The sequence below is a fragment of the Saccharopolyspora sp. NPDC000995 genome (assembly GCF_053599315.1).
Genome location: NZ_JBSFLZ010000090.1, coordinates 1 through 23,673, shown reverse-complemented (window position 1 = coordinate 23,673; position 23,673 = coordinate 1). Strand labels below are relative to the sequence as shown.

The window sequence follows — 23,673 nt, the reverse complement described above, 5'->3', positions numbered from 1 at the left end:
AATTTCAATTGGGAATCGTACCTTCGATTTCCATTTGAAATGACGGCGTCAGGTCAGGTGTGGGGCTTCGGTTAAGGCGTGTTCGCGGGCCAGGGCCGCCGAGCCGATCATGGCCGCCGAATCCCCGTAGTGGGCCACCGCGATCCTCGCCAGCGGGCGGTGCCCGGCTCCGGTGATTGCCGTGGCGTAGTACTCGCGGGCATCGTCGAGGAACAGGTGCGCCGAGTCGCAGACCCCGCCGGCGATCACCACCACCTCCGGGTCGTAGACGTCCGCGACCAGCGCGAGGCCCTCGCCCAGCCAGCGGGCCAGGTCGGCCACCGCGCGGCGGGCGACCGGATCCCCCGCCTCCGCCGCGAGCGCCACCTCGACACCGGTCTGCTCGACGGGCGCTCCCGGCTCCTCTTGTCGGAGTTCCGCCGCGGTGGCCGCTAGAGCGGTGCCGCTGCAATACCGCTCCCAGCAGCCGCGTTTGCCGCACGAACACGGCCGCCCATCCGGGACGACGCGCAAGTGCCCGAGCTCCGGCGCGATTCCGTAGGCCCCGCGAAACACCTCGCCATTGATCATCAGCGCCCCGCCGATGCCGGTGCCGATAGCCACCAGCGCGGCCACCCGCGCCCCCGTTGCCGCGCCGAAGCGCTGCTCAGCGACGGCGGCGGCGTTCGCGTCGTGCTCCAGGAACACCGGCAGCCCGAGCCGGTCGGCGAGTTCGTCGGCGACCGTGACGTGTCGCCACGCCAGGTGCGGCGCGAAGCGCACCACCCGGCGGTCCTCGCTGACGAACCCGGCGACGGCCAGGCCAACCCCGGCGACGGCGTACCGGTCGGACAACGCGCGTACCGTGTCCACGATCGCCGCGTTCAGCTCGGCGCTGGTGGCCGGGGTCGGAACGCGGTGGGTTTCCAGGGTTTCGCCGTGCTGATCCACCACGCCAGCCCGCGCGCTGGTCCCGCCGACGTCCACTCCGATGGTCAGCACCGCGACACGGCTTCGGGTTCGTCGTCGTCGGTCAGCACCAGGCCGTCGACCCGCTGGACCCGGATCGGCTGGACCTTCGAAGCCACCGGGCCGTCCTCTTCGGACTCCTCGGGTTCCTCCGCCGGGCGCTGATCGGCCAGCATCTGCCGCAGCACCTGCACGATCCCCGCGAGCTGGTCATTGAGCTCCGGTCGGTGGCCGCGCAGCAGCGCAACCGCTGCGCACAGTGGACAACAACCGCAGGTGGCCTTACCGCCGGAGTCGGCGTCTTGATCGCAGCCGCGCAGGTATTCCTCGGCCTTGCCGGCGGCCACGTCGAGCAGCAGGCGGAGCTCCTCGAAAAGCTGGTCGTGCCGGGATTCGTCGCGCATCTCTCACCGCATCCACAACTCGGGGTCAGGCCGGAACCGGACGGTCAGCCCGTCGTCACCGGCGACCGCCGAGATCACAATGCACCGCTGGAGCACCGCTGGCAGCGCGACAAGCCGCCGGCGGCCGTCGACGGTGATCGCCAGCTCGGCACCAATCCGGGCCAGGTTCAGGTCCGCCGACGGGTGTAGCGGCAGCGCGATCTGCAGGGCGTACTCCGCATCCAAGCCGCGTCCACCGCCGGTGACCTGCATGGACGGTGTGCTCGACAGGTTCTTCAGCGGGTCGACCTCGGCGTAGAGCTCGTCACCGAGCGCCAGCAGCGCCTCCGCGCCGACCGGCTCCGCTGCGCGGTGTTCGACCACCCGCAGCGGAGCATCCGTCGCGCCCCGCAGTGTGTCGAGCACCTTCTCCTGCTCACGGCGACGGGTGCGCAGCCACCCGGCCGCGGCGCCGCGCGCCGATCCCGGGTGCGGCACCACTCGGTTGGCCACCAAGCCGTCTACCCGGATCTGCTGCAGCGCCAGGGCGGTCAGCGTCCGGCGGGTTTCGGCCGCCACCACCGACTCCGGGGTGAGCACCAGCCGGACGCTGGTGCCTTCGTCGCCGAGCATGTCCTTGAGCCCTGCCAGTCGTTCCGCGAGCCGCCCCAGCCCGTCGGCGACGGAGTCCCAGCGCTCGACCTGCTCGCTGCCTGCGATGCCGGCCAGCAGGCCGCGTACGGCCCGGCGGTGCGCCGGGAACAGCCGTTCCAGGTACCCGGCCAGCGATTCGGGCAGCGCGAGCAGCCGCAGCGTCTCGGCGGTCGGGCCGCAGTCGACGATCACGGTGTCCCACAGCCCGCTCGCGGCGAGGCGGTGCACCTCGGTGAGCGCCAGCAGGTCCTCCACCCCGGGCAGCACCGTGAGCTCTTCCGCGTCGACGTCGTCGACCCCCGCGCCCTGCAGCATGGTCCGCAGGTGTTCGCGTAGTTCGCGCCAGGTGCCGTCGACCAACTTGCGGGTCTGCACCTCGGCCGCGTGTAACACGGCGCGCGAACCATCCAGTCGAACTTCGCGCGGGTGCGCTCCGAGGTCGGCGTCGAGCGCATCGGCCAGCGAGTGTGCCGGGTCGGTGGAGACAACGAGCACCTTGCCGCCGTGCCCGGCGACGCGGGCGGCGGTGGCTGCCGCGAGGGTGGTCTTGCCCACCCCGCCTTTTCCGGTAAACAGCAGGATTCGCAACGGATCTTCTCGGTCTCGGTCGGGCTTCGGCCAGCGCCCTACTTCGCGCCTTCGACGCGGCGCTTGAGCTCCTTCAGGGCCGTGTCCATGATCATCTTCTCCGCTTTGCGCCTGAACAGGCCGATCACCGGGATCGCCAGGTCCACGGCCAGGCTGTAGGTCACCTCGGTACGGTCGCCCGACAGCGGGTTCAGCCGGTAGCTGCCCTGCTGCGCCTTCTGGACGCCTCCTTCGACGAGCTCCCAGCTCACCGACAGCCCGTCGGCCGCCCAGTCGTAGACGTTGACGTACGTGTCCTTGACCACCCCAGCGTCCAGCACGAAGCGGACCTTCGCCGCGTCGCCGTCCGAGGTGTGCGAGAGCACCTCGGTCTCCTTCACCGCTTCCGCCCACTCCGGGTAGGCGGCGAAATCCGCGATGGCTGCCATGATCTGCCCGGCGGGGGCCTCGATCACGATGGACTGGGTGGACTGATCGACCATGCGCCGCAGGTTACCGGGTGCCAGCAACGGCAGCGGCGCGGAGGAGCCGGGTTTTCCTCACCTTCACCACTGGATCACATACGGCCGCCCGGTGCGCTTGAAATGTCCGACGTTGACGCACTCGGTGCGCCCGATGCGCATGCGTTGCGCCAGCGGCTGGTGCACGTGCCCGAACAGCGACCACCGCGGCTGGTCGGCCGCGATCCGCTCCACCAGCGCGGTCGAGCCGTCCTCGGGCCGCCGCGCCACCACGTCGTAGATCAGCTCCGGAACGGCTGGCGGTAGGTGGGTGCACAGCACGTCCACTTCGGGCAGCGCCGCCAGGGCGGCGTTGTACTCGTCCTCCGGCCTGAGGTACGGCACCCAGGCAGCGTGACGGCGCAGCGTCGCACCCCGCGGCAGCAGGGTGCCACCGACGAAACCGAAGGTCAGGCCGCCCATCTCGACGCTCTCGCCGTCCAACACGTAGATGCCGTCGCGGACGAACTCCGGCCACAAACGGGGCGCGTCGACGTTGCCGGGGGTGGCGTAGGCGGGCGCTGTCATCGCGGCGAACAACTCGTCGTACTGCTCGCGGACGGCTTCCTCGACCACTGCCGCCGGATCGGTCAGCCCCGCCCACAACGAACGCACGTAAGCCCCGAACTCGGGCCCGCGGCGGCTGCGCCGCAGTTCGGCGAACCGCGCCACCTTCTCCGCGCCGAAAACCCGCCCCAGGATGCCCTTGCCGTGGTCGTGGTAGTCGACGAAGTCGATCAGGTCACCGAGCACCACCAACGCGTCCGCGCCGTCCCCCGCGCGCTTGAGCGCCTCGACGTTGCCATGGACGTCCGAAACGACGTGGACGCGCAACTCAACTCCCATCCGCCGACAACTCCTACCTCGAACCTAATCCGTTCCGGCATCGCGGTGGAACGCCCGTTGCGGCTGGGTGTCACGCCCAACGGCGCAAGCCGCCAACCGGCAGCACCGCGCTGATCGCCGCGGCGACTACGCTGTGTTGACTGCAGCGGGAGACCACAGGGACTACCGCTTAGTAACTATCGGCGTTAGTTTTGCCCCACTGACTGGTGTGTTTCGGAGGTTTCGACGTGCGAGAGTTCAGCGCGCCCGCCACTACGACTGTGGCTGAGGATGAGAACCTCACCGACCTGGTGTGGGCCAACGCGGAGCGCTTCGGGAGCACCGTGAGCTTCCGACGCCGGGTGGACGGCACCTGGGTCGACGTCACCGCCGCCGACTTCGCCGCGCAGGTCCTGGCCGTGGCCAAAGGCCTCGTCGCCGCCGGTCTGCGGGCCGGTGAGCGGGTCGGGCTGATGTCGCGGACCCGGTACGAGTGGAGCCTGCTGGACTTCGCGATCTGGACTGCCGGCTGCGTCACGGTGCCGGTCTACGAAACCTCCTCCGCCGACCAGATCGAGTGGATCCTCAACGACTCCGGCGCCAAGGCCGTGATCGTGGAGACCGAGGCGCACCGCGCCGAGGTGGACAAGGTCGTCAACCGGCTCTCCGAGGTCTCCCACGTCTGGCAGCTCGAGGGCCCGACCAGCGGCGGGGCCGCCGGCGTGGTCGACGAGCTGACCGCGCTCGGCGCGGAGGTCGACGACCGGGACCTGCATCTGCGCCGCCGCGCGGTGCGCGCCGAGGACATCGCGACGCTGATCTACACCTCGGGCACCACCGGTCGCCCCAAGGGCTGTGTGCTCACGCACCGCAACATGCTCGCCGAGGTGCGCGCGGACATCGAGGCGTTCCCGCAGTTGACCCGGCCGGGCAACTCGATGCTGATGTTCCTGCCGATGGCTCACGTGCTGGCCCGCGCGATCACCGTAATGTGCGTGTACGGCAGGATCACCCTCGGCCACACCGGCGACGTCAAGGATCTCGTCACCGACCTCGGCTCGTTCCGGCCGACGTTCGTGCTGGCCGTGCCGCGGGTGTTCGAGAAGGTCTACAACACAGCCAAGCAGAAGGCGCACGGCAGCGGCAAGGGCCGGATCTTCGACCTCGCCGAGGGCACCGCGGTCGCCTACAGCCGGGCCGTGGACGGCGGCGGCGTTGGCCTGGGCCTGAAGCTCAAGCACACGCTGTTCGACAAGCTCGTGTACGGCAAGCTCCGGGCAGCGCTAGGCGGTCGCTGCATCGCGGCGGTCTCCGGTGGCGCGCCGCTGGGCGAACGGCTCGCGCATTTCTTCCGCGGCGTAGGCGTACCGGTGCTGGAGGGCTACGGGCTCACCGAGACCACCGCCGCCGCTGCGGTGAACGTGGACTCCGCGTTCAAGGTCGGCACCGTCGGCAAGCCGGTGGCCGGCACGTCGGTGCGCATCGCCGAGGACGGCGAGGTGCTGATCAAGGGCGACATCGTGTTCCGGGAGTACTGGAACAACGCGATCGCCACCAAGGAGTCCATCGAGGACGGCTGGTTCCACACGGGCGACCTCGGCTCGCTGGACGACGAGGGCTTCCTGAAGATCACCGGCCGCAAGAAGGAGATCATCGTCACCGCGGGCGGCAAGAACGTCGTTCCGGCGGTGCTGGAGGACGCGCTGCGGGCGCACCCGCTGATCAGCCAGTGCATGGTGGTCGGCGACCAGAAGCCGTTCATCGGCGCGCTGATCACCCTCGACCCGGAGTTCCTGCCGTCCTGGTTGGCGAACAACTCCCGCCCGGAGAACACCTCGGCGTCCGAGCTGATCGACGACCCGGACCTGCGCGCCGAGGTGCAGGAGGCGGTCGACGAGGCCAACAAGGCGGTGTCCCGCGCGGAGCAGATCAAGCAGTTCCGCATCCTGCCGCAGGACTTCACGGAGGCCACCGGCGAGCTGACGCCGAGCATGAAACTCAAGCGCAACAAGGTAGCGGAGAACCACGCGACCGAGATCGAGGCAATCTACTCCAAGTAGGAGCGCTCGTCCTCGCAGGGCCGCCGATTTCGCGCAGTGAAACCGGCGGCCTTCGTGCTCGGGTGGTGGCGATTCCGTGCGAAATCGCCACCATCTCGCGTGAGCTCTCCGAGCGACTTGCTCGCTTTTAAAATTTCAGTCTCCTTAAAATCAGCCGAAGGTGTTGGGGAGATCGGCTCGCCAGTCGGCGACCAGCTGGGCTTTGGTGAGGCCCGTCGTCTCGCGTAGCTCTTTGTCCACTGTGGTCGGCGAATTCGAGGCCGCGACGCGGCGGTAGAGGTCCACGAGGCGTCGTTCGCCGAGGCGTTCGGCGAGGTGGCGAACCACCGACCAGGATTGCTGGTACGCCAGGTCCAGACGTCGTCCGCCGTGGTGGAAGTCGCCGTCGTCGGGCAGTTTCGCCGGCGGTCCGCTCTCGCGTAGTTGGCGGACCAGGTCCGGGGCGATGTCTTTGGGCGCCACCCCGCTCCCGCGGTAGCCGACGTAGTCCGCGAAGCCTTCCAGCATCCACATCGGCGCACCGTCCACTGTGTCCGCCCGGGCCGCGATGTGCGTGATCTCGTGCCGCAGCACCACGCTCAGGGCGGTGTCGGAGAGCTCACTCGCCGCCTTCGGGTTGAGCACCACGCGCGGGCCCTCCACCCGGCGAGCCGCGACGTCCACCCGATCGGCCACCGCCACCGCCGCGATGTCGTCCACCGCGAACTCCGGCCCCACCAGCGACCGCAGCTCCTCCCGGGACTCCGGCAGCACCACGCCGACCCGCTGGGACCAGCCCGGGCCCCAAATCCGCGTCACGTCGGCCACGGCGACGTCCAGCTGCCGGGCCACCCGCTCCACCGGCTGCCGACGGTGGCCGATGACCATTCCGGTGGCGGTGCGGCGCACCTGGCACAGCCCGAAATCCCACGGGCCGCGCCAAGCGTTCCCGTGCGCCCCCTCGTCGCCTGCGAGGTACCAGGAACCGCCGCGCCGGGCGAACACGTAGCCGAGCGGGCGCTGAGTGGGCACGCTGTCCACATCGGTCAGCGCGTAGCGAAGCATTACCCGCGGCGCCCATGTCTCGTCAGCCTCGGGCACCGGCGGCCGGTCCCCGGTCGCGCCGTCCAGCTGGTAGGCCCATTCGGTGACCGGGATCGTCGCGAGGTTCCGGAAGAGTTCGTGCTGTCGACGCTGGAAGTCCGGCGGCGACTTCGGGTCCACCGTGGCCGCGAACGTCGACTCGTCACCGGACCGGATCGCGGCGGCCCGCTGCTCCAGCAGGCGCCGGACAGCCACCTCCGGCGGCGACGTCGCGACGGTGAACCCAGCCCGCCCGGACACCTGCACCGGCGCGGTACGCGGAGCTTCCGGTGACGGCAGCGAAAGCGAGGAAACCCCAGCCAGCACGGCGCCGGCAGCGACAGCCGCCAGCCACCCCCGAAACGTCCCCGGCGCAGGCACAGGGCGCATGGTATTCCCGATCACATCGGCGGACCCGCGGCCCCCCGACACACTTTCGGGGCCAGCACTTCTTCGCGGTGCCGGCCCCGGAAACCGGGTGGTGCAGGCTCAGCCCGCGATGCGTCGGATCGCCGTAATCGGGCCGATCTTCTTGTAGTCGGCCACCTTGACGACATCGCCCTCGGTGGGGGCGTGCACCGCCTTGCCGTTGCCGATGTACATGGCGACGTGGCTGACCGGGCTGTAGTAGAAGATCAGATCGCCCGGCTTGAGGTCGCTGGCGGAGACGCTGCGGCCCTCACCGACCTGGGTCTTCGTCGAGCCGCCGATGGTCACGCCGGCCGTCTTGTAGGCCCAGTAGGTCAACCCGGAGCAGTCGAAGGTCGACGGCCCCTTCGCGCCCCACACGTAGCTTGAGCCCTGCTTGCTCAGCGCGGCGTTCACCGCGGCGACCGCCGCACCAGCACCGGCGATCGAGCCCACGCCCGTCTCGCCGTCGGACTTCAGCGAGTCGCGGTCCGCACTGCTGAGCTCGTTGTAGCGCTGCCTGGCCTTGGCGATCTGGTCCTGCATCGCCTTGGTTTTCTGGTCCAGGTCTTCGGCGATGCGCGCGGCATCCGCCTCGGCTTGCACGGCGCGGTTGCGGGCGTCCTGCGCGGCGCGCTCGGCGGTTTCCGCCTGCTGCCGCGCCGAGGCCACCGCCTTGACCGCGTCGTTGTTGTCCTTGGCCAGCACGTCCAGCGCGGACGCGCGGTCCAGGAAGTCCTCCGGGGTTTCGCTCACCAGCAGCGCCGACAGCTTGTTCAGCCGGGCACCCTGGTAGGAGGCGCGGGTGAGCTGGTCGACCTTGCCGCGGAACCGCTCTTCCTCGGCGCGGGCCTGGTTGGCGACCTGCTCGGCCTGACCGGCCTCCTGGTTCGCCCGGTCCAGCTCGTCTTTCTTGGCGTTGTGGTCGTCTTCGGCCTTCTTGGCGTCCTCGGTGAGCTGCTCAGCCTGGTGCTGGAGTTCCTGGACCTGCTTGGCCGCGTCCGAGGCATTGTTCGGGAGTTGCGGGTCTGCGAGTGCCGGCCCGGAGGTCATACCAACGACGGCTGCGACCGCGGTTGCGGCCAGGGCACCTCGCAAAGAGCGCTTAAGTCGGTGCGACTCCACGTCGCGCACTGCTCCTTCGTCTCCACCCGCTTACCGCCCGGTTGCCCCCTGCCCGGTGCGGCCCGACTCCCCGACAAGTCGATGCAGCGGTGCCCCGCGGGCCGCCCGGTCTGGGCAACTGATCGCCACGAGGTCCCGAGTAGGTTACGAAAGGTGAGCCGCAACGTCCAGAAGCGGGTCGGAAAAATTGTGCACCGATACACAAGACCCCTAACGGAGGAGAGTCGTGCGCTCACGGTGACGAATCTTGCGGCTTAACTACCTGGAATAGCGACGGAAAAATCCACTCGATAGGGAGGTCCAGGACAACTGAGTGATCGTTATGAGATTGGCCACGCACCCACCGAATCGCCAGGCGGTCGGTTGCATCGGCAAGCTGTTAAACCCGGTTCAGCCGAGCCAGCAACATCGCGGACGAAACGGCATAAGCGCCCCGCCGGCGGACGGAGGTGACCACGGCCCGGTCCGAGGTCGCCACCACGACTTGACGCCCCTTCGGCTCGGCGGAGACGAGATCCCGGATGACGTCGTCGGCCTGCACCCCGGCCTCGCTGAACAACACCCGGACCCCGCGCGGCCCGGCGGTCGGCACCGCCAGCACGTCGGCGCCATCGAAGACCACGGTGACCTCCGCGCCAGTCCGCGCCGACAACGCGGCCAACTGGTGCGCCAACCGATCCCGCTGATCGGAAAGCGGCAATTCCGGATAACCGGTCTTGGTCACGTTGTAGCCGTCGACGATCAGATGCACGGCCGGCAATGCCAACAACCGGTCCAACGCGGCGACGTCCGGCACCTCGCCGGTCGCGCCGGAATGCGCCCGCACCCGCTGCACGACGTCCGCGGGCCGCGGCCCGCTCCCGCTCGCCCCAAGCTCGCGCCGCAGGCCGCCTACGGCGCCCTCAAGCGTCTCCAGCAGCAGCGCCAGCCGCACCTCGTCGCCCTGACGGGCTTCTCGGGCGGACTGCCGCGCCACCTCCACCTCGGCGCTCGCGCGCTCCGCGCGCCGTCGCTCGTCCTGCGCTCGCATCCGCTCGCGGTCACGCTCCGCGGCGATCTCGCCGAGCGAAGCCTCGTGCTCCGCGCGGACCTCCTTCAGTTCGCTGCGCGCGTGCTCCGCGGCGTCCTTGGCTTCCTTGAGACGCACTCCCTGCTCCCGCAGGCGCTTGCGCAGCCGGTCCGCCTCCGCGCTGTTCTCGCCACCTACCCGGTCGGCGATCTGCTTGGCTTCGGTGAGCTCGCCGCGCAGCCGCTCGACATCGGCGGTCAGCCGTTCGACTCGCGCCGTCGCGGAGTCGCGTTCGGTGCGCAGTTGGCCCTGCTCGGTGCGGAAAGCGATCAGTTCCACGTAGTGCGGCGCGATCGGCGAGCCGAGAAGCACGGCGGCCGCGGCGACCGCAACCGGGTCGGCATCGTCGAGGGCGAGCGCCCCGGGGCGGTGGTTGCGGCACCAGTCCACAACGGCGGTGCGGAAAACCCCGGAGTCGCGCAGCGCGGCGACCAGCACAGGCTGGCCCAGCTTGGCCCGCTTGGCGGGGGCGAAGCGGACCACCGGGCGAAGCTGCGCCGGCACGTCCGACGTGCGCATCTCGTCCAGGGCACCAGCAGCGAGTTCCGCCAGCCGGTGGCGCAGCGGGCCGGGCAGCGCGTCCCAGTCGATCGGCGGGCCACCACCGGCCTGCTGCGTACTGTCCACAGCAGACTCATCGGGGGTGGGGGTGTCGGCTGACCCCGGCTTCGGCGGTACCACCCCCACAGGCTAACGGCCGGGGCCCCGGGATCCCGCATCCACCGACCCTGCGCGGTAGCGGGACGCAACTTCAACCCTCCACCGCATGAATACGGGGGATTCCTGGCGCTCGCAGCCTGACCGACCGGCGAGCAGCCCATTCTTCGACGATCAACTCCAGCCGCGTTGGAACCGGCCAGGTTTCGAAAAAAAGCCAAAGGTTGTTGTGCTGGCTCGGTTCTCGCTCAGCGCGCCGATGACCTTACCGAATGGCCTGGTCGCCTAGTGCACAGACTTGACGCGTTTCCTCCCATGCCTAGCTGAAGACCGAGGCAATCACCGGTCCTGTCGGTAGAAGGACGTAACTTGAGCACCGATGTCCGCGCACCCGCAACTGTCCTTCGACGAGCTCCTCACCCCCGAGGAAGTCCCGCTGCACGAGGTGACCTTCGTCGTCGTCGACCTGGAGACCACCGGTGGTGACCGCGAGGGGGACGCGGTCACCGAGATCGGTGCCGTCAAGGTCCGCGGCGGCGAAGTGCTCGGCGAGTTCGCCACGCTGGTGAACCCGGATCGCGGCATTCCGCCCTCGATCGTGTCGATCACCGGCATCACCGAGGCGATGGTCGTCGACGCACCCCGCCTCGACGCGGTGCTGCCGGCCTTCCTGGAGTTCTGCCGCGGCAGCGTGCTGGTGGCGCACAACGCCCCGTTCGACATCGGGTTCCTCCGCGCCAACTGCGAGCGGCTCGGCCTGCGGTGGCCGAAGCCGCAGGTGGTGGACACCGTTCGGCTGTCCCGCCGGGTACTGACCCGCGACGAGACGCCCAACCACAAGCTCGGCACGTTGGCTCGGGTGCTCAACGCCCGAACCGTTCCCGTGCACCGCGCGCTGGACGACGCTCGTGCCACAGTCGACGTGCTGCACGCCCTGTTGGAGCGCGTCGGTCCGCTAGGCGTGCGAACGCTGGAAGACCTGCTCGGCCACCTGCCGGACGTCACGCCGCAGCAGCGGCGCAAGCGCGGCCTCGCCGACGGTCTGCCGAACTCGCCGGGCGTCTACCTGTTCCGTAGCCCGAAGGACGAGGTGCTCTACGTCGGCACCGCGATCGACCTGCGACGGCGAGTCCGGCAGTACTTCACCGCCGGGGAACGGCGCAGCCGGATCAAGGAGATGGTGATGATCTCCGAGCGGGTCGACCACGTGGTGTGCGCCCACCCGCTGGAGGCGGAGGTCCGGGAACTACGGCTGCTCGCCGCGCACCAGCCGCGCTACAACCGGCGTTCGAGGTTTCCGCAGCGCGCCTGGTGGGTGGTGCTGACCGACGAACCGTTCCCGCGCCTGTCGGTGGTCCGGATCCCGAAGCCCGATGCGCTGGGCCCGTTCAGCTCGCGCCAAGCCGCCGCCGACGCCGTCGAGGCGCTCCAGTCCGCCACGACCGTGCGGCGGTGCGCTGAACGCATCTCGGCGCGCGAACCCAACGGCCGGCCTTGCGCCCTGTACGAGCTGGAGCGCTGCGGCGCGCCCTGTGCGGGCCGTCAGAGCGCCGAGGAGTACGAGCCCGCAGTGATCTCCATCCGGGACGTCATCCGCGGCCGCAGCGCCGGTCTGCTGGATCGGCTGCGCGACGAGCTCGACCGGCTGTCCGCCGCGCAACGCTTCGAAGACGCCGCCGTGCACCGCGACCAACTGGCAGCGCTCGTGCGCTCACTGGACCGCAGGCACCGCCTGGCCGCCCTGACCAACGTGCCCGAACTCGTAGCGGCCCGGCCGGACGGCCGAGGCGGTTGGCACCTGTCGGTGATCCGGCACGGGCGACTCGCCGCCGCGGGTACCGCTCGGCGCGGCGTCCCACCGATGCCGATCGTGGATCTGCTGCAGGCGTCGGCGGAGACCGTGATCCCCGGGGCGGGACCGCTGCACGGCACGACCGCCGACGAGGCGCGGGTCGTCTACCGCTGGATGACCACCGGCGGAACCCGCATGGTCCGCTGCAGCATCCCGTGGGCCGAACCGGTGAACGCCGCGGGCTCCTGGCGCGCCTGGTTGGAGAAGGCGACCACTGGCCGCACCCCCTACGCCGCGATCAACTGAAGGTCGTGGCCGCCTGTTCGGCGGAACCAACGCGCCTGGAGCCGTTAGCCCGTCATGTCGAGGCTGGCGATCACCTTGATCGGCCGGATCCGGACCACCAGCTCGCCCGGCACCCCGTTGCGTCGGCCGAACTCCTCGGCCCGGTCGCGTCCCATGTAGCGGCCGCCGATCTCGGTCGCCGTGCGCAGCAGTTCGGCGGGGTCCTCCGAAATCTCCGCGATGCCCTGCACCTGCACGAAGGCGAACGGCGGCTCGGGCAGGTCCGCGCACAGCGCGACCCGCGGATCGCGGGCGATCGCGCGGCCCTTCGCGGTGTTCTTGCCGGTGTTGAACACGACCTCGCCGTCGTCCAGCACGAACCACACCGGCGCGACCAGCGGTCGCCCGTCGCTCGCGGTGAAGGCGAGCATGCCGGTGCGGGTGCCCGCTTCGAGGAAGGCGCGGATCGCCGGATCATTGATCGATGTCACGCGGGCAACCGTAGTGGGCCCGCCACCACCTCGCGATCTCGGAAAACGACGAGGCCCGGCACCCCTCGGGGCCGGGCCTCGATCGAAGTGCGCTTACTCAGTTGGCAACTGCGGCTTGCCAGCGGTCAGCTCGCGCTCCGCCTGCTGGATCTCGTCCTCGTGCCGCGCCCGCTGAAGCGCCGCGGTCTCCTCGATCGGGTCCGGGGTTAGCAGGCTGCCAGCCACCGGGCTGCCAGCCGCGCCGAGCTTGTTCATCTTCTTCGGCACCGGAGCGCCCTGGTAGGGCAGTTCCTCCGGGTGGCCATTCTCGTCCACCGGACCGAGCGGCTGGTGGACCTCGATGAACTCGCCGTGCGGCAGGCGCTTGATGATGCCGGTCTCCACGCCGTGCTCCAGCACCTCGCGGTCGCTGCGCTGCAAGCCCAGGCAGACGCGGTAGGTGATGTAGTAGGCGATCGGCGGCAGGAGCAGCAGGCCGATGCGGCCGCCCCAGGTCATCGCGTTCAGCGAGATGTTGAACTCGAACGCGACGATGTCGTTGGCACCGGAGATCATCAGCACGCCGAAGAGCGTCAGCGCCATCGCACCGAGCCCGGTCCGAACCGGCGCGTCACGCGGCCGCTGGAGCAAGTTGTGGTGCGCGTTGTCCTTGCTGAGCTTGCGCTCGATCAACGGGTAGGTCATCAGCAGTGTGAACAGGATTCCCATGCCGATGACACCCGCGAAGAACACCGGCGGCACGGTGTACTTGCCGATGTAGAGCTCCCAAGCGGGCCAGATTCGCAGGATGCCGTCCGCCCAGATCAGGTACCAGTCGGGCTGCGAGGCCGCCGACACCTGGGACGCGTTGTACGGGCCGAGGTTCCAGACCCCGTTGATCTGGAAGACACCGGCCAGGATCGCGCACACGCCGGTGACCAGCGCGAAGAACGCACCGCCCTTAAGCGCGAAGACCGGCATGATCCGGACGCCGACGACGTTGTTCTCCTTGCGCCGCACCCCGGGGAACTGGGTGTGCTTCTGGTACCAGACCAGCGCCAGGTGCACCGCGACGAGGCCGAGCATGATGCCCGGGATCACCAGCACGTGCAGCACGTACAGCCGCGGGATGATCTCCGTGCCCGGGAACTCACCGCCGAACAGTGCCCAGTGGATCCAGGTGCCGAGCACCGGGATCGACAGCACGATGCCGGACAGGGTGGCCCGGATACCGGTGCCGGAGAGCAGGTCGTCCGGCAGCGAGTAGCCGAAGAAGCCCTCGAACATGCCCAGCATGAACAGCAGGGCGCCGATGGTCCAGTTGCTCTCGCGCGGGCGGCGGAACGCACCGGTGAAGAACACCCGGAACATGTGCGCCGCCATTGCCGCTACGAACAGCAGCGCCGCCCAGTGGTGGAGCTGCCGGATGAATAGACCGCCGCGCACTTCGAACGAGATGTTCAGCGTCGTCTCGAACGCCCGGGACATCGGGACGCCCTGGAGGTTCTGGTAGACGCCGTTGTAGACGACCTCCTCCATGGAGGGGTCGAAGAACAGCGTCAGGTAGACGCCCGTCACGATCAGGATGATGAACGTGTAGAGCGCGATCTCCCCGAGCAGGAACGACCAGTGCGTGGGGAAGACCTTGTTCAGCTGGCGCCGCATGCCCTTGGCGAGCTGGTACCGCGAGTCGAGCTCGTCGGCTGCGGTGGCCACCTTGCGGTACGTGGCGCTCTCCGCCTTTGTCGGTCGAGTGATCGAACTCATGAATTACGCTCCCAGTACGCCGGGCCGACCGGTTCGATGAAGTCGCCCTTGGCCACGAAATAGCCGTCCTCGTCCACCATGATCGGAAGCTGCGGCAGCGCCCGCGTGGCCGGACCGAACACCGGCTTGGCGTAGGTGTTGACCACGTCGAACTGAGACTGGTGGCAGGGGCAGAGCAGGCGCCCGGTCTGCTGCTCGAACAGGGATGTCGGGCAGCCGACGTGGGTGCAGATCTTCGAGTAGGCGTAGTAGTCGCCGTAGTTGAAGTCTTCCTGGCCCTTGCGCTTGACCGGCTTGCTGCCGGGGCGCAGCCGGATCAGCATGACCGGCGCGTCGCCCTTGCGCATCGAGGCTTCGAGCTCGTGCTCGTCGTGCCGCATCGACTCCCGGAACGGGAAGACGGTCTCGAAGCCGCCCGCGTCGATGTCCTCCGGCCGCAGCAGGGAGATCTCGTGCGGGTTGCCGGTGTTGCGGCGCAGGTAGGTCTTCTCGCCGTTCTCCGACAGCCACCCGGTGTGCTTCAGGGACTCCGGCCCCTCGGTCGCCCACGGGTTGCGGACTAGACCGCCGATCGCGAACACGCCCGCGCCGACGCCGAAGGCACCGGCACCGAAGCCGGCGGTGCGGCGGATCATCGACCGGCGGGTGATGCCGCTGCGGTTGCCCGCGTCGGCGAGCAGCGCGGCGGTGGTCTGCCGGTCGACCTCGTCGGAGCCGTGGCCGTCGTGCCGCTGCTGGACCGCCACCTCGTGCGGGATGAACTTCTTCTGGTACTGCACGACGCCGATGCCGACGGCCAGGATCGCCAGGCCGAAGAAGAAACCGATCAGCGGGTTGTACAGCGAGTAGATGAAGTGCGCGCGCTCGTCCGACGGCGGCGCGTAGCCCCACGGCCAGAACACGAAGACCGCGATGAACGCCAGCGCCGACAGGCCAGCGAGGGTGAACCAGGCGGCGACCGCCCGCTCCGCCCGGCGCTCCGCGCGGGTGCCCGGCACGGGCCAGTTGTCCCGGTACTCGACGAGTTCGACGTCGTCGAGCGCCAGGCCGAGCCGGACCTTCTCGTCGCGGCTCATCTCGGCCAGTTCGGCCTCGGTGTATTCCTTCTTGTTGTGCTCACTCATGCCCTGGCTCCGATCCACAGGGTGAGGCCGATCAGCGCGCCGAGCCCGACCACCCAGGCGATGACACCCTCCGGCCCGGGCCCGTAGCCGCCCAGGTCGTTACCACCCGGGTTGTTGTTGCCGTTGGTGACCGACTTGATGTAGCCGATGATGTCTTGCTTCTCCTCCGGCGTCAGCTGCCGGTCCGAGAACTTCGGCATGTTCTGCGGGCCGGTGAGCATCGCCTCGTAGATCTCTTGCTCGGTGGCCGGCGCCAGGTTCGGCGCGAACTTGCCGGAGGACATCGCGATGCCGCGGCCGGTGAAGTTGTGGCAGGACGCGCAGTTGAGCCGGAAGAGCTCGCCGCCGCGCGCGGTGTTGCTGCCCTGCAGCGCCTCGCCGGTCTTCTTCGGCGACTCCGGCCCACCGCCGTAGGTCTGCACGTAGGCGGCGAGCGCGTCGATCTCTTCCGGGCTGAACTTCGGCGGCTTGCGCGTCGCCTGCGCTTCCTGGCGCACCATCGGCATCCGGCCGGTGGCGACCTGGAAGTGCACGGCGGCCTCGCCGACGCCGACCAGGCTCGGTCCTCGGTCTTGGACGCCCTGCAGGTTCGAGCCGTGGCAGGAGATGCAGGCGTTGTTGTAGAGCTGCTCGCCCTGCCTCACCAGAGCCGGGTCCGCAGCGGCGTGCGCGATCTGCGGCTCGGGAGTCACGACGGTGTACAACCCGCCGGCACCCACCAGCGCGATGCCCAACGCCAGTACACCGGAGATCCGCCGCTTAAGCTTCGAGCCCGCGCGGTTCCGTTTCTTGTTGGTGGTCATTAGAGCGGCAACCCTTGCTGTCCGGTTCCGGATGTTCGGTTTCGACCTCGTGAGAAGAAGCCGATCATGCTTCGGCCGTCATGGGACGAGGTAGATCACGGCGAACAGGCCGATCCACACGATGTCCACGAAGTGCCAGTAGTAGGACACCACGATGGCGGCGATGGCCTGGGCCGGCGTGAACTTGCTGAGCTTCGTCCGGATGATCAGGAAGATGAAGGCGATCAGCCCGCCGATGACGTGCAGCCCGTGGAAGCCGGTCGTCATGTAGAAGACCGTCCCGTAGGCCGACGACGCGATCGTTGTCGCGTGCTCGGTGACCAACGTGTGGTACTCACCGGCCTGCCCGAGCACGAAGACCGTGCCCATGATCAGCGTGATCACGTACCAGCGACGGAGACCGAAGACGTCACCCCGCTCCGCCGCGAACACGCCCCACTGGCAGGTGAATGAGGACGCCACCAGGATGATCGTGAACGGGAGGGCGTACGGGAGGTTCAGCTCGGTGGGCGGTGGTGGCCACTCGCCCTCGTTCTGCGCCTTCACCGTGAAGAACATGGCGAAGAGCCCAGCGAAGAACATCAGCTCGCTGGCCAACCAAACGATGGTGCCTACGCTGACCATGTTCGGCCGGTTCAGCGAGTGCACGCGTTGACTGATTGAGGGCGCTGCCGTTGTCACGCGACGCATTATGTCTTGCACGTTTTCCCCTCGCGCCTTCGGGTCCGGCCGTCAGCCGCAGGGTGATCGGATTGCAACCCGGAGGTAACGCACTGTGAAAGGCATCCACGCGCGGTGGTCAGCCTTCCGAGCCGCCCGCAGGGCCCGCAGCAGGCCCTCGATCAGCGTCGACGATCCCGCGCTGGAGGTCGTCGTGACCGCGTTCGACGAAGCCGAGGCCGCCTCAGCCGCCCTCGCCCGCTCCGAGCGCTGGCAGCCCGAACTACCTGCGGTGTTGCGCCACCACCTGGCCCTGCCGGATCACTCGATCGAGGCCGCCCGGGGCCTGCTGGCCGCCGACGGCTGGGAACTCCGCCCAGGCGGCCGGGGTGGCCAGCTCGCCGCTGGGGGCCTGACCGCGTTGATCGCGCTGCGTGTCCAGCAACTCGACGCGTTGCACTGCTCACAGGAGAATTCCCGGATGGCCGGGCTCGCCCAGCGGCACGGCGGTCAGTCCTTCGGCTGGGACGCCCTGCAGCCCGACCCGAGCTGATCGACTTCCGGTTGATCGATTTGCCCGGGCGGCTACTGTTCGCCCCGGTCGGGCGGATAGCATCCGGAGATGTTCGGCGGTCCCACCGCCCCATCCTGCGCCGACCCGCGAGGAGCTAGTGATGAGCACACCGACCACGAACGTTCTCGTGTTCAGCCATCGCCCCGAGGTCCGAGAGGCGATCATCACAGCAATCGGGCGCCGACCGGCCCCGGATCTCGCCCGGCTGCACTACATCGAGGCGGGGACCGTGGCGGACGTGCTCAGCGAGGTCGACGCGGGCCACGCGGACCTGGTGATCCTGGACGGCGAGGCGCAGCCTACCGGTGGCATGGGCGTGTCCCGGCAGCTGAAGAACGAGATCGCGCAGTGCCCGCCGGTGGTGGTCGCTGTGCGCCGCAAGGACGACCGATGGCTGGCGACCTGGTCGCAGGCCGACGCGGTACTGGTGCACCCGCTGGACCCGCTGGCCGCGGCCGAGACCGTCGCCGAGGTCCTGCGTTCGCAGGGCAAGCCGGTACCCGCCTGACTTGACGTTGCGGGATGATTTGCGCAGCGGCGCGGTCCGCGCTCCCCTTTTCGGGAGGCACCGCCGCTGCGTTCTCGGGCGCGCGGCTCGTGGAAGTGTCCGTTGCACCGCGTCGGGCCGCCGCTGCTTGCTGAAGACGGAGTGAAGAACGTGGGAACCATGGCGGGAAACTGGGCAGGACTGCTGGGCAGCCTGGTCGCGGGTGAGGATCTCTCCGCGGAGGAAACCGCCTGGGCGATGAACCTGATCATGTCCGGGGAGGCCTCGCCCGCGCGGGTCGCGGCCTTCGTGGTCGCGCTGCGCGCCAAGGGCGAGACCCCCTCCGAGGTGCGCGGGATGGCCGACGCGATGCTCGCGCACGCCCGGCGGTTGGAGATCACGCAGCGCTCGGTGGACATCGTCGGCACCGGCGGTGACCGATCCGGCAGCGTGAACATCTCCACAATGGCTTCGATCGTGCTCGCCGCGTCCGGCATCACGGTCGTCAAGCACGGCAACCGGGCCGCGTCGTCGAAGTGCGGCACCGCGGACGTGCTGGAGGAGCTAGGCGTGGCCATCGACCTCGCGCCCGAGGGCGTGCGGCGCTGCGTCGAGGAGATCGGCATCGGGTTCTGTTTCGCGCCGGTGTTCCACCCGGCGTTCAAGCACGCGGGCGGCCCGCGACGCGAGATCGGCATTCCGACGGCGTTCAACGTGCTCGGGCCGCTGACCAACCCGGCGCTCCCGGCGGCCGGCCTGATCGGCTGCGCCGACCCCCGGATGGCGCCGGTGGTGGCTGAGGTGTTCGCCTCCCGCGGCAATTCCGCGCTGGTGGTGCGCGGTGACGACGGCATGGACGAGATCACCACCACTGCCGGCAGCACGGTGTGGGTGGTGCACGACGGCGCGGTCCGCGAGGACCGGATCGACCCGCAGGAGTTCGGCATCGCACGTAGCCGCCCGGAAGACCTTCAGGGCGGCGACGCGACGGTCAACGCGAAGGCGGTCCGCGATCTCCTGGCCGGCGCCACGGGCCCGGTGCGGGACGCTGTGCTGCTGAACGCCGCCGCCGCGGCGGCGGCCTACGACGGCCCGGGAACGAACCTCAACGACCAGCTAAACGCCGGATTGGAGCGCGCGGCGAACGCGATCGACTCCGGTGCCGCCACGGACCTCCTGGACCGCTGGGCTGTGCTCTCCACAGCCCTCCGCGACCGCAGTCTCAATTGAAACTGCGGACCGTCAGGCGTCGCGAAGTTCGGTTTCAACCCAAACCCGTGCTCTCACTCTTCTTCGAGGCCGATGGAGAAGGCCGCTTCGGTGTCCCTGCGGGAGTAGGAGCGGAACGCGATGTGGGTGTCCGTGTCGAGGACGCCCTCGACCTTGTTGATCCGGCCGGGCACGATCTCGGCCAGGTCCTCGTGGCGGGACACCCGCAGCATGGCGATCAGGTCCACGTCGCCCGCGCAGGAGTAGACCTCGTCGACGCCGTCCAGGTCAGCGATCTCCTGGGCCGCCTCGGCGAGGCGGTCGGCGGCGGTCTGGATCAGCACGATCGCGGTGATCACGGCAAAACCTCCGGCTGCAGGGGTACTGGAAGATCTTAAACCGCGCAGGCCCCCGGGTCCGGTGGACGCGGGGGCCTGCGGTCGGTGTCGTCGTCAGTGGCTCTTACCGGTGTGGTACTCGAACACCAGCCCGGCCACCATGATCAGCACGAAGCCGACGGCGATGACGATCATCCACACGTGGAAGAACGCCAGGGCCAGGCCGGCGAAGGCGGCGGAGGCCGCCAGGCCCACCGGCCAGTAGCTGCCCGGGCTGAAGAAGCCCAGCTCACCGGCACCGTCGCTGATTTCGGCGTCCGGGTTGTCCTCGGGCCGGTCCTCGATGCGGCGCGCCACGAATGAGAAGTAGCTGCCGATGATCAGGGACAGCCCGCCGACCAGTATCAGCGCCACGGTGCCGACTGGCTCCTTGGCCCAGACCCCGTACACGATCGCGGACAGGAAGAAGAAGATGGTGATGTAGTTGAAGATCTTGGATTCGACCTTCATGGAGTCCTCGCTCTCACGCCGTACGCCCCGCCGAGGGCACCCCTACTTGGTCCCGCTCTGCCCGGAGGGCACGCCGCCGGTGCGCTGGGTGTTGAACGGAACACCGGTCACTGCGTGCGGGGTGCACAGCTCGCCGCAGTTCATGGCGCCCAGCGCCTCGGCAGCGGTGTACGGCTGGCCGGTCTGCGGGTTGACCTGCGTCCGCAGCTGCATGTACCGGTCGAACTTGTCCGTCGACAGCGCCCGGACCTCGAAGTTCATCATCGAGTGGTAGGTGCCGCACAGCTCGGCGCACCGGCCGACGAACGAACCTTCGCGCTCGACGGTGTTCTGGAAGACGTTGTCCTGGTTGTTCTTCTCCGGGTCCGGGAAGGTGTCCCGCTTGAAGTGCCATTCCGGCACGAAGAACGAGTGGATCACATCGGTCGCGCGGACGTTGTACTCGACGCGCTGGCCGACCGGCACGACCAGCAGCGGGATCTCGCTGCTGCTACCGATGGTTCGGACCGGCTGTCCGTCCGGGGTCTTGTACCCGGGGTAGTTGAACTCCCAGTTCCACTGGAACGCGACCACGTTCACCCGCTGGTCCGGGTTGGCCGGCTTGGCCAGCACGGTGTTCTGGGTGACGGCCGTGAAGTAAAACAGCACGACCACCATCACGAACGGGATCGCCGTGTAGATCAGCTCCAGCGGCAGGTTGTACTGGAACTGCCGGGGCAGCTCCTCGTCACCCTTCTTCTTGCGGTGGAAGGCGACCGTCCAGAAGATCAGCCCCCACACGATCACACCCACCGCGAGTGCCGCGATGACCGACCAGGTCCACAGGTTCCGCATCGCCTCGGCCTGCGGGGTGACCCCCTCCGGCCAGCCGAACCGCAGGACCTCGTCGGTCGTGCAGCCCGTGGCCGCGACACCAACCAGGCCGATCAGACCAGCGACCTTGACCAGCCGTGGCACTCGGGTCCCCTCCTTCAGGCCCACTGCGCGACGCCTCCTCGTGCAAAACTCACCGCTGCGGCCTGGTGATCGCCGTCCGTCCGCGGACGAAGCCGGAGATCTGCCGCCGGAATCCTGCGCAGAGCCTAGCCCAGGTGTAGCCGCGATACTGCTCCGGGGGCGTAGATCGCGGCCGGGCCCGGATTGCCGCCCCGCGCGTGCAGCGCGCGGGCGAGCGGACGGCATACTGGTGCCAGCTGTGGGGGGCTGGAATACGACACCGCCGACTCGAAGAGGTGCACCAGACGCGTGTGCGGCCTGCTTGGACTTGTTTGTCCCACCGAAGAGAACGCCGGCTTCGCCGTTAACGCGGTGGCCAACGCGCTGCCGTGTCAACGACACCGGGGCCCGGACGAAAGCGACACCTGGCATGGCGGTGAGGTCGTCTTCGGCTTCAACCGGTTGTCGATCATCGACCTGGAGCACTCCCACCAGCCGTTGACGTGGGGCCCGCCGGAGACCCCGCAGCGCTACACCATCAACTTCAACGGTGAGATCTACAACTACCTGGAGCTGCGCGCCGAGCTGATCGAGCGCTTCGGCGCCCGGTTCAGCACCGACGGCGACACCGAGGTGATCGTCGCCGCCTACCACTACTTGGGCACTTCAGTGGTCGGCCGGCTGCGCGGCATGTTCGCGTTCCTGATCTGGGACAACGAGCGCAAGGTGGTCTTCGGCGCGCGCGACCCGTTCGGCATCAAGCCGCTGTTCTACGCGGCCGGGCCGGGTGGCGTGGCGTTCGCCAGCGAGAAGAAGAGCCTGCTGAGCTTGGCGAACACACTCCGCATCGGCGAGGAGCTGGACCACAAGGCGCTGCAGCACTACCTGGTGCTGCAGTACGTTCCGGAGCCGGAGTCGCTGCACCGGCAGATCCGCCGCATCGAGTCGGGCACCTCGTTCACCGTCTCCCCGGGCGGCCAGCTGGTCACCGAGCGATACTTCCAGCCGAACTTCCAGTCCCGGCCGGTCAACACCGACGCCGACGCGCGACGGCTGCACGACGAGATCGTCAACGTGATGCGCGACTCGGTCGCCAAGCACATGCGGGCGGACGTCACCGTCGGTTCGTTCCTCTCCGGCGGCATCGACTCCACGGCGATCGCGGCGCTGGCCAAGGAACACAACCCGAACCTGATCACCTTCACCACCGGTTTCGAGCGGCAGGGCTACTCGGAGGTGGACGTGGCCGCCGAGTCGGCCGCGGCGATCGGTGTCAAGCACGTCGTCCGCACCGTCTCCGCCGAAGAGATGATGGAGACGCTGCCGCTGATCATCTGGTACCTGGACGACCCGGTGGCCGACCCGGCGCTGGTGCCGCTGTGGTTCATCGCACGGGAGGCCCGCCAGCACGTCAAGGTGGTGCTCTCCGGCGAGGGCGCCGACGAGCTGTTCGGCGGATACACGATCTACCGCGAGCCGCTGTCGCTGGCGCCGTTCGAGAAGGTGCCGGGGGCGCTGCGCAAGGCGATGGGCCGCGTGTCGACCGCCATCCCGGAGGGCGTGCGAGGCAAGGACCTGCTGCGCCGCGGCGCGCTGAGCCTGGAGGAGCGCTACTACGGCAACGCGCGCATCTTCCGCGACGACCAGCTGCGCAACGTGATGCGCAGCTTCGATCCGGGCGTGTCGCACAAGGACGTCACGGCCGGCCCGTACCGGCAGTCGGCGAGCTGGGACCCGGTGACCCGGATGCAGCACGTGGACCTGTTCACCTGGCTCCGCGGCGACATCCTGGTCAAGGCCGACAAGGTGACGATGGCCAACTCGCTTGAGCTGCGGGTGCCGTTTCTGGACACGGAGGTGTTCCAGGTCGCCAGCGGCATCCCGCTGGAGCAGAAGATCACCAAGGAGACCACCAAGTACGCGCTGCGCCAGGCGATGTACCAGGTGGTGCCCGCGCACGTGATCAACCGCCGCAAGCTCGGATTCCCGGTGCCGATCAAGCACTGGCTGCGCGACGAGATGCACGACTGGGCGCGCAACATCATCCAGCAGTCCCAGACGGACCACCTGCTCAACCGCACCGCGGTCCTGCAGCTGCTGGAGGAGCACCGCTCCGGCGTGCTGGACCACAGCCGCCGCCTTTGGGCGCTGCTGGTGTTCATGCTGTGGCACGGGATCTTCGTCGAGGGACGCCTGTCGCCCGAGGTCCCGGAGCCCCACTACCCGGTCCGGCTCTGACGGCTCACCGCAGCGAACGGCCCGTTCGCCTCGGCGGATTCTTGGGGTCCTCGCAACACCTGATGGCCTATGTGGCTGTAAGTAGATCACGCAGACGCTCGGCTGGAGTTTTCCAGCCGAGCGTTTTGCGTGGTCGGCTGTTGAGTTGTTGAGCGACGTGTTCGAGGTCTTCGGCGCTGTGCACGGACAGGTCAGTGCCCT

General features: G+C 68.9%; 22 protein-coding genes and 1 pseudogene. 6 read left to right on the top strand and 17 right to left on the bottom strand.

Going from position 1 to position 23,673, the window contains the following annotated elements; translation table 11 throughout:
* Positions 1-48: 48 nt before the first annotated feature.
* The 5 genes from ACWDKQ_RS25060 to ACWDKQ_RS25040 form a co-directional block, all read right to left on the bottom strand.
* Positions 49-981 (bottom strand): ROK family protein, encoded by a 933-nt coding sequence (locus ACWDKQ_RS25060; protein ID WP_450141199.1) that lies wholly within the window; start codon positions 979-981, stop codon positions 49-51.
* Positions 975-1,352 (bottom strand): hypothetical protein, encoded by a 378-nt coding sequence (locus ACWDKQ_RS25055; RefSeq protein WP_450141198.1) that lies wholly within the window; start codon positions 1,350-1,352, stop codon positions 975-977. Before ACWDKQ_RS25055 ends, ACWDKQ_RS25060 begins: the two co-directional genes overlap by 7 nt.
* Positions 1,353-1,355: 3 nt before the next feature.
* Positions 1,356-2,573 carry an ArsA family ATPase gene (locus ACWDKQ_RS25050; protein WP_450141197.1) on the bottom strand — a complete coding sequence of 406 codons (1,218 nt, stop codon included), beginning with the start codon at positions 2,571-2,573 and terminating at the stop codon, positions 1,356-1,358.
* Between the two features lie 38 nt (positions 2,574-2,611).
* Positions 2,612-3,055 carry an SRPBCC family protein gene (locus ACWDKQ_RS25045; protein ID WP_450141196.1) on the bottom strand — a complete coding sequence of 148 codons (444 nt, stop codon included), beginning with the start codon at positions 3,053-3,055 and terminating at the stop codon, positions 2,612-2,614.
* Positions 3,056-3,118: 63 nt separating this feature from the next.
* Entirely contained in the window at positions 3,119-3,907 is a 789-nt protein-coding gene (locus ACWDKQ_RS25040) for a metallophosphoesterase family protein (RefSeq protein WP_450141208.1), read from the bottom strand.
* Positions 3,908-4,146: 239 nt separating this feature from the next.
* Between ACWDKQ_RS25040 and ACWDKQ_RS25035 the strand changes: the two genes are divergently transcribed.
* On the top strand, positions 4,147-5,958 hold the full coding sequence (locus tag ACWDKQ_RS25035; RefSeq protein WP_450141195.1) for an AMP-dependent synthetase/ligase: 1,812 nt from the start codon (positions 4,147-4,149) through the stop codon (positions 5,956-5,958).
* Between the two features lie 150 nt (positions 5,959-6,108).
* Here ACWDKQ_RS25035 and ACWDKQ_RS25030 read toward each other — a convergent pair whose 3' ends face one another.
* From ACWDKQ_RS25030 to ACWDKQ_RS25020, 3 genes are all read right to left on the bottom strand, one after another.
* On the bottom strand, positions 6,109-7,410 hold the full coding sequence (locus ACWDKQ_RS25030; protein WP_450141194.1) for a basic secretory protein-like protein: 1,302 nt from the start codon (positions 7,408-7,410) through the stop codon (positions 6,109-6,111).
* A 99-nt stretch (positions 7,411-7,509) separates the two neighbouring features.
* Positions 7,510-8,553 carry an NlpC/P60 family protein gene (locus tag ACWDKQ_RS25025; protein ID WP_450141193.1) on the bottom strand — a complete coding sequence of 348 codons (1,044 nt, stop codon included), beginning with the start codon at positions 8,551-8,553 and terminating at the stop codon, positions 7,510-7,512.
* A 379-nt stretch (positions 8,554-8,932) separates the two neighbouring features.
* On the bottom strand, positions 8,933-10,249 hold the full coding sequence (locus ACWDKQ_RS25020; RefSeq protein WP_450141192.1) for an NYN domain-containing protein: 1,317 nt from the start codon (positions 10,247-10,249) through the stop codon (positions 8,933-8,935).
* 409 nt (positions 10,250-10,658) lie between these two features.
* Between ACWDKQ_RS25020 and ACWDKQ_RS25015 the strand changes: the two genes are divergently transcribed.
* Positions 10,659-12,377, top strand: a complete 1,719-nt coding sequence (locus ACWDKQ_RS25015; RefSeq protein ID WP_450141191.1) for a DEDD exonuclease domain-containing protein — start codon at positions 10,659-10,661, stop codon at positions 12,375-12,377.
* A 44-nt stretch (positions 12,378-12,421) separates the two neighbouring features.
* Here the strand turns inward: ACWDKQ_RS25015 and ACWDKQ_RS25010 are convergent, their stop codons facing one another.
* The 5 genes from ACWDKQ_RS25010 to ctaE all read right to left on the bottom strand — a co-directional run bounded on the left by ACWDKQ_RS25010 (position 12,422) and on the right by ctaE (position 17,210).
* Positions 12,422-12,847, bottom strand: coding sequence for a PPOX class F420-dependent oxidoreductase (locus tag ACWDKQ_RS25010; protein ID WP_450141190.1), 426 nt, complete (start codon positions 12,845-12,847; stop codon positions 12,422-12,424).
* A gap of 93 nt (positions 12,848-12,940) precedes the next feature.
* On the bottom strand, positions 12,941-14,593 hold the full coding sequence (qcrB, locus tag ACWDKQ_RS25005; protein WP_450141189.1) for a cytochrome bc1 complex cytochrome b subunit: 1,653 nt from the start codon (positions 14,591-14,593) through the stop codon (positions 12,941-12,943).
* Positions 14,590-15,717: a cytochrome bc1 complex Rieske iron-sulfur subunit gene (gene qcrA, locus ACWDKQ_RS25000; RefSeq protein WP_450141188.1), complete on the bottom strand. Its 1,128-nt coding sequence runs from the start codon at positions 15,715-15,717 to the stop codon at positions 14,590-14,592. The genes qcrB and qcrA overlap by 4 nt, the downstream gene beginning before the upstream one ends.
* A complete protein-coding gene (gene qcrC / locus ACWDKQ_RS24995; RefSeq protein WP_450141187.1) occupies positions 15,714-16,520 on the bottom strand; it encodes a cytochrome bc1 complex diheme cytochrome c subunit in 807 nt (268 codons plus the stop codon). Before qcrC ends, qcrA begins: the two co-directional genes overlap by 4 nt.
* 78 nt (positions 16,521-16,598) lie before the next feature.
* Positions 16,599-17,210: an aa3-type cytochrome oxidase subunit III gene (gene ctaE, locus ACWDKQ_RS24990; protein WP_450141186.1), complete on the bottom strand. Its 612-nt coding sequence runs from the start codon at positions 17,208-17,210 to the stop codon at positions 16,599-16,601.
* A 94-nt stretch (positions 17,211-17,304) separates the two neighbouring features.
* On the opposite strand from ctaE, the gene ACWDKQ_RS24985 reads away from it, so the two are divergent.
* From ACWDKQ_RS24985 to trpD, 3 genes are all read left to right on the top strand, one after another.
* The gene (locus ACWDKQ_RS24985) at positions 17,305-17,733 is read left to right on the top strand and encodes a hypothetical protein (protein WP_450141207.1); all 429 of its coding nucleotides are present in this window, start codon (positions 17,305-17,307) and stop codon (positions 17,731-17,733) included.
* A gap of 121 nt (positions 17,734-17,854) precedes the next feature.
* The gene (locus ACWDKQ_RS24980) at positions 17,855-18,262 is read left to right on the top strand and encodes a hypothetical protein (RefSeq protein ID WP_450141185.1); all 408 of its coding nucleotides are present in this window, start codon (positions 17,855-17,857) and stop codon (positions 18,260-18,262) included.
* Positions 18,263-18,421: 159 nt separating this feature from the next.
* Positions 18,422-19,471, top strand: coding sequence for an anthranilate phosphoribosyltransferase (gene trpD / locus ACWDKQ_RS24975; RefSeq protein ID WP_450141184.1), 1,050 nt, complete (start codon positions 18,422-18,424; stop codon positions 19,469-19,471).
* Between the two features lie 53 nt (positions 19,472-19,524).
* On the opposite strand, the gene ACWDKQ_RS24970 is transcribed toward trpD, so the two are convergent.
* From ACWDKQ_RS24970 to ctaC, 3 genes are all read right to left on the bottom strand, one after another.
* Complete coding sequence (locus tag ACWDKQ_RS24970; RefSeq protein WP_450141183.1) at positions 19,525-19,809, bottom strand: Lrp/AsnC family transcriptional regulator; 285 nt, start codon at positions 19,807-19,809, stop codon at positions 19,525-19,527.
* Between the two features lie 93 nt (positions 19,810-19,902).
* Entirely contained in the window at positions 19,903-20,298 is a 396-nt protein-coding gene (locus ACWDKQ_RS24965) for a cytochrome c oxidase subunit 4 (protein ID WP_450141182.1), read from the bottom strand.
* 42 nt (positions 20,299-20,340) lie between these two features.
* A complete protein-coding gene (ctaC, locus tag ACWDKQ_RS24960; protein WP_450141181.1) occupies positions 20,341-21,279 on the bottom strand; it encodes an aa3-type cytochrome oxidase subunit II in 939 nt (312 codons plus the stop codon).
* 264 nt (positions 21,280-21,543) lie between these two features.
* Between ctaC and asnB the strand changes: the two genes are divergently transcribed.
* Positions 21,544-23,472 (top strand): asparagine synthase (glutamine-hydrolyzing), encoded by a 1,929-nt coding sequence (asnB, locus tag ACWDKQ_RS24955; protein WP_450141180.1) that lies wholly within the window; start codon positions 21,544-21,546, stop codon positions 23,470-23,472.
* Positions 23,473-23,539: 67 nt separating this feature from the next.
* On the opposite strand, the pseudogene ACWDKQ_RS24950 reads toward asnB, so the two are convergent.
* A pseudogene (locus ACWDKQ_RS24950) lies at positions 23,540-23,673 on the bottom strand (IS30 family transposase); the annotation flags it as partial.

Coding starts and splice junctions, on each gene's coding strand:
- ACWDKQ_RS25055 (WP_450141198.1), bottom strand. CDS start 1,352: ATGCGCGACGAATCCCGGCACGACCAGCTTTTCGAGGAGCTCCGCCTG.
- ACWDKQ_RS25045 (WP_450141196.1), bottom strand. CDS start 3,055: ATGGTCGATCAGTCCACCCAGTCCATCGTGATCGAGGCCCCCGCCGGG.
- ACWDKQ_RS25030 (WP_450141194.1), bottom strand. CDS start 7,410: ATGCGCCCTGTGCCTGCGCCGGGGACGTTTCGGGGGTGGCTGGCGGCT.
- ACWDKQ_RS25015 (WP_450141191.1), top strand. CDS start 10,659: ATGTCCGCGCACCCGCAACTGTCCTTCGACGAGCTCCTCACCCCCGAG.
- qcrB (WP_450141189.1), bottom strand. CDS start 14,593: ATGAGTTCGATCACTCGACCGACAAAGGCGGAGAGCGCCACGTACCGC.
- qcrA (WP_450141188.1), bottom strand. CDS start 15,717: ATGAGTGAGCACAACAAGAAGGAATACACCGAGGCCGAACTGGCCGAG.
- qcrC (WP_450141187.1), bottom strand. CDS start 16,520: ATGACCACCAACAAGAAACGGAACCGCGCGGGCTCGAAGCTTAAGCGG.
- ctaE (WP_450141186.1), bottom strand. CDS start 17,210: ATGCGTCGCGTGACAACGGCAGCGCCCTCAATCAGTCAACGCGTGCAC.
- ACWDKQ_RS24980 (WP_450141185.1), top strand. CDS start 17,855: ATGAGCACACCGACCACGAACGTTCTCGTGTTCAGCCATCGCCCCGAG.
- trpD (WP_450141184.1), top strand. CDS start 18,422: ATGGCGGGAAACTGGGCAGGACTGCTGGGCAGCCTGGTCGCGGGTGAG.
- ACWDKQ_RS24965 (WP_450141182.1), bottom strand. CDS start 20,298: ATGAAGGTCGAATCCAAGATCTTCAACTACATCACCATCTTCTTCTTC.